Raw genomic sequence first — 10,180 nt, forward strand, 5'->3', positions numbered from 1 at the left:
GTCGCTTGCCGGACGCGGGTCGGCCGAGCTTGCGATATCCTCTATTCCCAGAAGTCCCTCGCGCCGCCGCGCGGTGCGCCGCTGGTCGAGGAACAGCCGCCAGCCGATCCCCATGATCCACGCGGCATAGCTCCCCTGCCCCCGATATTCGCCGGCGCGCTGCCACGCGCGGACAAAGACTTCCTGCGCCAGATCGTCGGCGTCGCACCCCGCGGCGCGGGACAGGAAGGCGCGCAACCGCCCCTCATGCCGCAACACGAGGAGCTGGAAAGCGGCGCGATCTCCCTCCGCGACACGCCGGTTGAGGGCCCAATCTTCATCGGTGGATGCCTCATCACGCAGCGGGGCGCTCCCCGGCAGCCGCAGCGTGCGCAAGACGGCGACGGACGAACAACGCGATGCCGACGAAAGCAGGAAACAGTGCAGCGCCCGTCGAGATGCGGATCAGTTCGTCCTGCCCCTGGATCAGCCCGAAACCCGCCATCGCGAGCCCGATCGCGAGCAACACCAGAGCGTTACGGTCGTCGCCCGGCGCATCGGGGCTTTGTCCGCCGACGTGCTCATAGGGCTTGTTGAGCTTGTCGATCAGCGGGCCGACCGCATCCGACTTCGCATCGAGCGCGCGGCGGATCGAACGGTGGAGCATCCACGCGTGGAGTAGCCGCGCGAGCAGGAAGAAACCGACGATGAACAATGCGACAAGCGTCGCATTTTCAAGCAGCCGGAAAAAGCCTTCGCTGACAGCGACCAACTCGGTAGTCGGCAGCGGCGCGGGCAGATGGGCCGCAACCTCGCGCGGATCGATATAGGCGGCGACGTCGGCCGGACTGATGGTTTGGGGCGGCGCCACCGGCACCGTCACCGCAACGGGTGGCGCGACAGGCGATGTCGCGGTTGCGGCGACCGCCGTCGTCATCAGCAAATTCATCGACACTCTCCTTCATGCCGCTCAGACATGGTGAAAACCACAGGCGGCGACTCGCGACAAGGCGGAGGTGATGAGCACCGGTGAGTACATACCGACCGTCGCGCGAAGCTGCTGCCGCCCCGATCGGCGAACAGCCGATCATTCCCTTGACGGAACGAGCGCCTGCACCGGATGCAGGCCTTCGGCTTTTTTTTGGCATCGCTCCACCACCGGGGTGATTTGTCTGGACTCGACCAAAGCGCCTGTGCGGTACATCGCAAATGGAGTTCAGAGCGAAAATCAAGCTCAGGGACATCAATCCCTATGTGTCGGTCAGTCCCGCACGCGCGGCGCGGATCAAGGCCGGCTGGAAGCGGCCGATGCCCGTTCTGGTACAGGTGAACGGCAAGCCCGATCCGGCTTGGCGGATCAACATGATGCCAGCGGGCGATGGCGGCTTTTATCTCTATCTGGACAACGGCGTCCGCAAGGCGTCGGGTACCGGGGTGGGCGACACGGTCAGTGTGTCCATCGCCTTCGACAGCGCCTACAGGAGCGGGCCGCAACATGACATGCCTCCCGAATTTTCCTTGCTACTCGGCGTGAACCCTCGGGCTATGACCCGATGGGAGGGTCTTCCGCCCAGCCTCAGGAAGGAAATTTTGCGTTATCTCGCCAATCTGAAATCGGACGCGGCAAGGCAGCGCAACGTCGAGCGCGCTATCCGGGTTCTGGGCGGTGCGAAGGAACGCTTCCTCGCGCGCGAGTGGAACTGAAGCGGGCAATAGCTGCTCCGTCGCTTAAAGCCCCTCGCCGCCTGTCCAGTGCGCGTTGACGAGCCGGCGCGCGAGCGCGCTGACCTGGCCCCGGATGTCGGGGACCGCGACGACTTCCCACAGGTCGCCGCGCGTCATCGGCCCGATCGCCAATATATGCTCCGACGATCGTCCCGCCGCGTCGATCACATGGCCGTCGCGGTCGATATCGAGCCCGAGGCGCAGCGCGTCGGGGCGGATACGTCGCGCACCAAGCAAGCGCCGCACCAGCGGGTCGGAGGAGCGGAGCAGATTCCCTTGCGGCCCGGTGCAGTTGATCATCCGTGCCGCGCGCGTCGTCGCAAGGTCGGCTTCGCCGCGCGGCAGCCACGAAACGGCGAGCGCGTCGGGTTCGACCGCAACACCCGCAATCTTGCCCGCGCGAAACTGGAGTTGCCCCGACGCTATGAGCGCATCGATGCGATCGGCAACCGCGGGCGCCAGCCGGTGGCGATGCACGTCCCAGAAGGGGCGCAGGTGGCGCAGGAACCGCGCGCGCTTTCCGGCGTCGGCCGACGCCCACATCATCTGGGTGATCGGACGGATCGAATCGACGACGAGCCGCCAGTCACGATCCCTTGCCTCTTCGCGCGCCCAGCGCACGAGTTCGGAGAGGTCGGGCGCGGGCTTGGCGAGCACCGGCTTCGGACGCGGCAAGCCGTCGATATGGCGATGCGGACGCAGGCCGCGGCGCGACAGCGCGGTGATCGGGCCTTCGTGGCCGTGCGATACAAGCCGCAGGATCACATCGACCGCGGTCAGCCCCGTGCCGACCACGAGCACCGGCGCATGCCTGTCGAGCCCATCCTCGAACGCACTCGCCCACGGGTCGCCGATATAACGATGCGACGGAAGGCTTGCCCCCTCGATCGCCGGCGGGTCGTGCGGCGGCAGGTTGCCGATCGCGAGTATCGCCCTGTCGGCCTCGATCAGCCCGCCGTTGACGAGGCCAAGCGTAACCTGCCCGCCCTTCTCCTCGATATCGAGCACCTCGTCGTCGACCAGCTTGAGCCGTCGGCCATATGTCTCCATCGCTGCGCGCAGCGTTTCGCGGAGGTAACGGCCATAGGTCGCGCGCGTGACGAATGCCGCCTCGCAGCCAAGCCCGCGCGCCGCCAGCCATTCGCAGAAATGGTCCGGCCGGTCGGCAAAGGCGCTCATATTGCCCGCGCGGACGTTGAGCAGGTGCGAGGTTTCGGTGCTGCTGTATGCGACGCCGGCGCCCATGCGGTGCCGGTCGCGCTCGATCAGCAACACCTCGACATCGGGCTGTTCGAGCAGGTTGATCGCGAGCAAGGTTCCCGAAAAGCCCGCACCGATGATCGCGACGCGCGTCGCGGTCCGGAAACGCGGGCGCGGCGAGTGAAGCTGCGCTTCGATCATCCTCATCGGGTTACCACATCGCCCGATACGGTCACACGTTCGAGCGCGCGATATTCCGGCCAGTAATCGCCGACGGCATAATGCTGTGTCGATCGATTGTCCCAGATGCCGATGGCGTTCGGGGTCCAGCGGAAGCGCACCTGATATTCGGGAACCTTGATCCGGTCGAACAGCAGGCGAAGCAGGCTGTCGCTCTCTTCCTCGCTCACCCCGACGATGCGGCTGGTGAAGGTATAGTTGACGTAGAGGATCTTCTCGCCCGTTTCGGGGTGCGAGCGGACGACGGGATGGCGCACCGGCGGAAAGTCGCGTGCAAGCTGTGCGCGCTTTTCCTCCGACACCCGCCCGCCGAAGCTGCGAACGATGTCATGCTCGGCCTCGAGCCCCTCGATCCGGTCCTTCACCGGCTGCGGCAGTCCGGCCCAGGCAGCGGCGGTGTCGGCCCACATCGTGTCGCCGCCCAGCGGCGGCAGGACGCGCGCGCGCAGGATCGAAGCGATCGAAGGTTGCTGGCGGAAGGTCACGTCGGTGTGCCATTTATTGTACGCCTGAAAGGGGGCGAGCGTTTCGGTCGTCAATTGCACGCCCTCGACACCCTCGATGCGCAGAATCTCGGGATAGCCGTCGACATGCGGGATCACCGGATGGCCTTCGAGGTCGCCGAACAATTCGCCGAGCCGGACGTGGCTTTCGTGGCTGATGTCCTGATCGCGGAAGAAAATGACCTTGAAGCGCAGCCACGCGGCGCGGAGCAATTCGGCCTCTGCCGACGACAGCGGGCGATCGAGGTCGAGCCCGCCGATCTCGGCGCCGATCGTCGGGGTCGAGGGCGAAATCGAAACGCCAAGCGAACGCGCGGCATCGAACAGGTCGGGGGCTTGCGCCAGGCTGGCCATGGACACTCTCCTCTTGTCGGTCAGACAAATCGGCTCGGTCGACTCGGAATACGTCCCGGGAGCGATCAAGTTAACTCAACTTATATGATTGACAAGAGCCGATGCGCCGAAGCGAAGAAAAGGCGCGATTGACCGCTAAAAAGCGTCAGCTGGATGCGATTCCGGCGTCGACAGACGGCAGCGGCCAGAACGACGGAATTTTCGCAGTTTCAAACCCGGTCCGGATATGAAAGACGCGCGCTGCAGCCCGCACCCTCCATCTGTTTACCTAGTTACTCTTTTGAAAAATAATCATAAAGAGCTAATTTTGGGCCGGCGCATATGGAAGGAGGGTACGGTACGGCGCGAATTGATTTTCACTTTTTGAAATTTTTTCTCTTTATTTGCTTGAAATTTTCCGTTCGCTCTGTCCTTATGGGTATCGGCAAGCAGCAGTCTTATTCAGGACCCTTCGTGCGAAAATGAAAGGGCCACGGCCTGCACCCGCTTGCCATCAGGAAGGCGAAGGGGATTTCTATGAAGGTTGTTCAACTGGGCTGGCTCGCCAGCACCGCGCTCACTGTCATCGCCGTGCAAAGCCCGGCCCATGCGCAGACTGCTCCGGAAGAAGTGACGGCGAGCACGGTCGGCGACGAGGATATCGTGGTCAGCGGTTCGCGCATTCAGCGCGAGGGTTTTGATGCCCCCACGCCAACCACGGTGATCGGCGAAGCCGAACTTGCGCTGGGCAATCGCCCCAGCATCGCCCAGGTTCTGAACGACGCTCCGCAATTTCGCGCCACGGTGACGCCGACCACAACGCCAGGCAGCACGCTCAGCGGTGTATCGACCGCCGACATGCGCGGCCTTGGCGCGGTGCGAACCCTCACCCTGCTCAACGGACACCGTTTCGTCGGCGCCAATGATCTCAACATCGTGCCGCAAAGCCTGGTCAAGCGGATCGACGTCGTCACCGGCGGCGCATCGGCGGCGTGGGGCTCGGGCGCGGTCGCGGGCGTCGTCAACATCATTCTCGACGATGATTTCACCGGCTGGCGCATGGGCGTGCAGTCGGGCATCTCGTCGCGCGGCGACGCGGCGCGTTATGGCGCCGACATCGCATGGGGCACCGACTTCGCCGACGGGCGCGGCCATCTCATGGTTGCGGGCGAATATATGAACGAGCGCGGCGCGCTCAGCCGCAACGATCGGCCCAATCTGGTGGCGGGCCTGTTCCAACGTCCCGACAACAAGCTCGAACTGGTGCGCGACCCCAATTCCACCCAGCTTTACAACGGTGGCTCGATCCTTGACCTGACCGGCGCGCCCCGCAATCTGGTTTTCAACCCCGACGGCAATATCGGCGCCTTCCCGCTCGGCAGCCTCACGCACGGCGTCACGACCGTGGGCGGCGGCGGCCAGAATATCTTCGATTATGTCGCGGTCAGCACGCCTTATGAGCGCATCAACGTCTTTACCCGCGCCAGCTACGACCTCACCGACTCGCTGAAGGTCTGGGCCAATTTCAGCTTTCATCGCATGTCGGCGAACTACAGCTTCTTCCCCGAGACGGTGGCAGGCGTGAACACCCTCATCAGGCCCGACAACGCCTTCCTGACCCAAGCGAACCGCGACCAGCTCGCCGAGGCTGGCGTCGTCGGCCCCTTCATTCTGGGCCGTGTAATGGACGATGTCGGCGTCGATCGCGTGATGAAATTCAAGTATAGCCGCCGCAACCTGGAGGGTGCGATCGGCCTTGAAGGCTCGTTCGGCAACAGCTGGAAGTACGACCTTTATTACAATCATGGCGAAATCCGGCTTAATCAGAGGCTCAACAACCAGCGGATCAAATCGCGCTTCGACAACGGCGTCGATGCGGTGTTGGTGGGCAATACACCGACCTGTCGCATCAACGCCGACGCCTCGACAGCCAATGATGATCCCAATTGCGTGCCGATCAATCTTTTCGGCAACGGCAGCATTTCCGATGCGGCGGCGGCGTGGGCGTTCGGCGGTTCGCAGCTGATCTACACGATCAAGCTCGATGCCGCGGGCGCCAGCGTTTCGGGTCAGCCCTTCTCGACCTGGGCCGGTCCCGTCGACATCGCTTTCGGCACCGACGTCCGCTGGGAAAAGCAGGTCACCAACTATATCGACCCGCTGTCACTCGCCAATGCGCTCGGCACGCTCAATTCGTCGGCGACGAACGGCAGCTTCAACGTCAAGGAAGCCTTCGCCGAAGTGAACGTGCCGCTGCTCGACATGACCGATGTCTTGAAGCTTGAGGTCAACGGCGCCGCACGCTATTCGGACTATAGCACCAGCGGCGGGATTTGGTCGTGGAAGACCGGCGGCACGCTGCGCGTCGCGGGCGACCTTCTGCTCCGCGCGGTCTATTCGCGCGATATTCGTTCGCCGAGCATCAACGAATATTTCCTGAACCGGTCGACCAATATCGGCACTGTTCTCGACCCCTTCCGCGGCCAGAACGGCACGGTGCAGGACAATGTGTTTGTCTATGGCGGCGGTAACAAGCTCCTGACGCCCGAGATTTCGCATACGCTGACACTCGGCGGATCCTATTCGCCGTCCTTTGCGCGCGGTCTGCGCCTGTCGGTCGATTATTACGACATCGACATCGACAATGTGATCACGACGGTCACTGCGAACGACCTGCTCAAGCAGTGCTTCGCCGCCACGCCGAACGACCCCACTTGCGGCGGCATCATCGCCCGCGAAGCGAATGGCACGATCGGGTCGATCACGAACACCTATCGCAACCTGGCCAATTACCGCACGCAGGGTCTCGACATCGAGGCATCGTACCGCGTGCCGCTGGGCGACGGCACCCTGTCGTTCCGTGCGCTGGCGAACCATGTCTTCAACCTGAAGATCAATGGCGCGGACGTGTCAGGCTACGTCGGCGGCGACACTGCCTTCTCGACCCCCAAATGGCGCGGGACGGGCACGATCGCCTTTGACAACGACAGCTTCGGCGCCAATCTGCGAATTCGCTATGTCGATGGCGGGCTCGACCGCCCTCTGACGGTCGTGAACGAGGTCCCGGTGGAGATCGTGAACAACAACGTGGGCAGCCGCACCTATGTCGATCTGGGCGCCCAGTTCAAGGCGGGGCCGTTCACGCTGTTCGGCAACGTCAACAACCTGTTCGACCGCGACCCGCCGATCACGCCCTACACCAGTCCCAATTATGACGTGATGGGCCGCTATGTTTCGGGCGGGGTGAAGCTCAGCTTCTGACCGCGCATCGCATCGCCGACAAACGAACGAAGGCAGCGGGGACACCCGCTGCCTTCTTTTTTCGTATTTCCGGCTTGCGGCACGCGGGGTTGCGGGGCCAAGCTGGCATCGCCATGAGCAACAAGCGCACCGTTATCGTCTCGCCCGAACTGACCAGCTATATCGGCCGCGGTTCGTGCGATCTTGCCGGCCTTCCCTCCGACCCGCTGATTTTCGGTTTCGGCGATATCGGCGAACCCGCCGTCAGCGTGCTGACCCCGGCGCTGGCGGTCGAGGCCCATGATGATCTGGTGGTCCTTGCCATCGACCGCGCCGCCTGCCTTCGCATGTTCGGCTTCGTGCCCAAGGCCGGCGGGCGATGGTATCTTCCGGCCGATCTGCGCGGGATCGGACGCGCGGTCGTCGCGGTCGAGGGCGATGGCGAGGCGGCAGGCCTGCTTCGCGTCGCGCGCAGCCTCGAACTCCTCTGCCAGCTCCTCGCGGCGCTCGAGGAGGACCGGATGGTCGAGGCGCAGGGCGCAACGACACTCAGCGAGCATGACATCGCGCTCGTCGCCGCGGCACACCAGCTCGTTCTCGAACATTGGCAGGACAAGTTGACCGTCGGCAGCATCGCGCGCCGCTGCGGCCTCAACAAGGCGAAGCTGACGCGCGGGTTTCGCGAACTCTATCAGTGCACCGTTGCCGAGGCGGTGAGCGAGCGGCGTCTGGACAATGCGCGCCAGCTGCTCGTCCAGAGCGACCTCCCGGTCGCGGTCGTCGGCTACCGGTCGGGCTATACGAGCAACGCGAGCTTCACGCGGGCGTTCGCGCGCCGCTTCGGCATGGCGCCGACCGAAATGCGGCGGCGGGCGAACGACAAGCGCAACGCCGCCTGACGGCTCCCGCCGCGCCGGGCCTCCGCCGTCAGCCCGCCTTCGATATCCACGTCGGATCGACGCGCCGCACCGCGCGGTCGAGCGAAAGCAGCAGCAGCGCCGCAGCGACCGCGATTCCGCTTAGCATCGCAAAGAAGACCGCGTGGCTCGTATGGCTCCACAACATGCCGACGAGCCCCGCCGACAGGCTGCCCGCAAAGATCGCGAGATACCACGCCGCGACCGTCGTGGCGCCGAGCCGCGGCGGCGCCAGCCGCGCGAAGAGGCCAAGGCCGGTCGGCAGGATCAGTAATTCGCCGAAGGTGAAGATCGCGAAGAAGACCGCGAACCAGAACCAGGGCGCTTTCGCCTCGCCGCTGCCCCATTCGACCGCGGCGAGCAGCAGATAGGCACAGGCGACGACGACCGCGCCCAGCGCCATGCGCCGCGCCGGCGACATGTCGTGCCCGGTGTCGGCGCGGCGGCGCCAGTATGCGAGCAGCGGGGGTGTCATCAGCATGACGAGCAGCGGGTTGAGCGACTGGAACCAGGTCATCGGGACCGTCCATCCCCCGATCGCACGGTCGAGCCCGGTATCGGCCCAGAGCGCCACCGTGTTGCCGACCTGCTCATAGGCGCCGCGAAACACCGTAACCGACAGCGCGACGGCAACCAGAACCGTAAAGGTGCCCTTGTGGTCTGCCCAGCGCATCGCGGGCATGTCCGCCGTCGGGGCGCGCGGCGGCTCGGGCGGCAGATAGCGCTGCCCCCAGACATAGATGATCAGACCCGCGAACATGCCGATGCCCGCGGCGCCGAAACCATAATGCCAGCCGTAAAGCTCGCCCAATGTCCCGCAGATCAGCGGCGCGAGGAAGCCGCCGATGTTGATGCCGACATAATAGACATTATAGGCCCAGCCGCGCCGCGGATCGCCGGCAGTGTAAAGGTCGTTGATCTGGCTCGGCAGGCTGGGGAGGAACAGCCCGTTGCCGATCGCGATCGTCGCGAGCGCGGCATAGAAAAGCGGCTCGAACGCCATCATGAAATGGCCGATCGCCATGATCGTCGCGCCGAGGATCACCGCGCGGCGCTTGCCGAGCAGCCGGTCGGCGATCACCCCGCCGATGATCGGGGTGAAATAGGCGCAGGCGGTATAGGCGCCGTAGACGAAGGACGAATGTCCCTGCGTCAGCAGCAGCTCCTTGGTCATGTAATAGACCAGCAGCGCACGCATTCCGTAATAGGAGAATTGCTCCCACATGTTCGTGAGGAACAGGACGGTCAGCCCGCGCGGCTGACCGAACCATGTGGGCGCGGGTGCCGCGCTCATGCGGCTGCGACCGCGCGCGCACCCCAGACCGCTTCGTCGCACCAGACCGTCCCGCCCTCATAGACCAGCCCGGGCGACCGGTCCTGCGCGAGGAACAGCGGCCCGTCGAGGTCGACGAGGTCGCAGAGCTGCCCGGCGACGAACCCCGGCGCCGCGCCGAGGCTGCTGCACACCATGCAGCCGACCATCACGCCGAGGCCGGCATCGCGCGCCGCCTCCGCGATCATCAGCGCCTCGGTCAGCCCGCCGCATTTGTCGAGCTTGATGTTGAAGACGTCGAACCGGCCCTTCAGCCCCGGTACGTCGGCGAGCGTCAGCCCGCTTTCGTCGGCCGCCAGCGGAATCGGCGAGCGATAGCCGTCGAGGTCGGCTTCGTGCCCGCGCGCGAGCGGCTGTTCGATCAGCGATACATCGGCCGCCACCATGGCGGCGACCAGCGCATCGAGATCCCCGACGCCAAAGCCCTGGTTGGCATCGACGCCGATCCAGACGTCGGGGCGCGCGGCGCGGATCGCGTTCACCCGCGCGACGTCGAGATCGAGGTCGCCGGTCAGCTTGATCTTGATCGACCGCGCATGACCATAGGCCCTCGCTGCATCGGCCATCCGCGCCGGCTCGTCAGCGCCCACGGTAAAGGTGGTGCGCAGCGGCCGCGGCGCATCGAGCCCCGCCAGCGCCCACACCGGCCGCGCCGACCGTTTCGATTCGAGTTCCCACAAGGCGGCATCGACCGCGTTGCGCGCGCCGCC

General features: G+C 65.0%; 9 protein-coding genes. 3 read left to right on the plus strand and 6 right to left on the minus strand.

Annotated elements, in window-relative coordinates; genetic code table 11:
- Both VN047_RS14365 and VN047_RS14370 read right to left on the minus strand, forming a co-directional pair.
- On the minus strand, positions 1–258 hold a 258-nt coding region (locus VN047_RS14365), incomplete at its 3' end, for an RNA polymerase sigma factor (RefSeq protein WP_325543788.1).
- A 76-nt stretch (positions 259–334) separates the two neighbouring features.
- Positions 335–928 (minus strand): hypothetical protein, encoded by a 594-nt coding sequence (locus VN047_RS14370; protein ID WP_325543790.1) that lies wholly within the window; start codon positions 926–928, stop codon positions 335–337.
- A 260-nt stretch (positions 929–1,188) separates the two neighbouring features.
- On the opposite strand from VN047_RS14370, the gene VN047_RS14375 reads away from it, so the two are divergent.
- Positions 1,189–1,683: a YdeI/OmpD-associated family protein gene (locus tag VN047_RS14375; RefSeq protein ID WP_325543792.1), complete on the plus strand. Its 495-nt coding sequence runs from the start codon at positions 1,189–1,191 to the stop codon at positions 1,681–1,683.
- A 24-nt stretch (positions 1,684–1,707) separates the two neighbouring features.
- Here VN047_RS14375 and VN047_RS14380 read toward each other — a convergent pair whose 3' ends face one another.
- Together VN047_RS14380 and VN047_RS14385 are read right to left on the minus strand one after the other, a co-directional pair.
- Positions 1,708–3,111: an FAD/NAD(P)-binding protein gene (locus VN047_RS14380; RefSeq protein WP_325543794.1), complete on the minus strand. Its 1,404-nt coding sequence runs from the start codon at positions 3,109–3,111 to the stop codon at positions 1,708–1,710.
- The gene (locus tag VN047_RS14385; protein WP_325543796.1) at positions 3,108–4,001 is read right to left on the minus strand and encodes a TauD/TfdA dioxygenase family protein; all 894 of its coding nucleotides are present in this window, start codon (positions 3,999–4,001) and stop codon (positions 3,108–3,110) included. Before VN047_RS14385 ends, VN047_RS14380 begins: the two co-directional genes overlap by 4 nt.
- 516 nt (positions 4,002–4,517) lie before the next feature.
- On the opposite strand from VN047_RS14385, the gene VN047_RS14390 reads away from it, so the two are divergent.
- Complete coding sequence (locus VN047_RS14390) at positions 4,518–7,241, plus strand: TonB-dependent receptor plug domain-containing protein (protein WP_325543798.1); 2,724 nt, start codon at positions 4,518–4,520, stop codon at positions 7,239–7,241.
- 113 nt (positions 7,242–7,354) lie between these two features.
- Positions 7,355–8,119 (plus strand): AraC family transcriptional regulator, encoded by a 765-nt coding sequence (locus VN047_RS14395; RefSeq protein ID WP_325543800.1) that lies wholly within the window; start codon positions 7,355–7,357, stop codon positions 8,117–8,119.
- 28 nt (positions 8,120–8,147) lie between these two features.
- On the opposite strand, the gene VN047_RS14400 is transcribed toward VN047_RS14395, so the two are convergent.
- Both VN047_RS14400 and VN047_RS14405 read right to left on the minus strand, forming a co-directional pair.
- Positions 8,148–9,431, minus strand: coding sequence for a peptide MFS transporter (locus tag VN047_RS14400; RefSeq protein ID WP_325543802.1), 1,284 nt, complete (start codon positions 9,429–9,431; stop codon positions 8,148–8,150).
- Positions 9,428–10,180 (minus strand): dipeptide epimerase (locus VN047_RS14405; protein ID WP_325543804.1); only part of this gene is annotated, 753 nt, incomplete at its 5' end. The genes VN047_RS14405 and VN047_RS14400, both read right to left, overlap by 4 nt.

Origin of the sequence: Sphingopyxis sp. (assembly GCF_035565275.1) — a bacterium.
Taxonomy (GTDB): domain Bacteria; phylum Pseudomonadota; class Alphaproteobacteria; order Sphingomonadales; family Sphingomonadaceae; genus Sphingopyxis.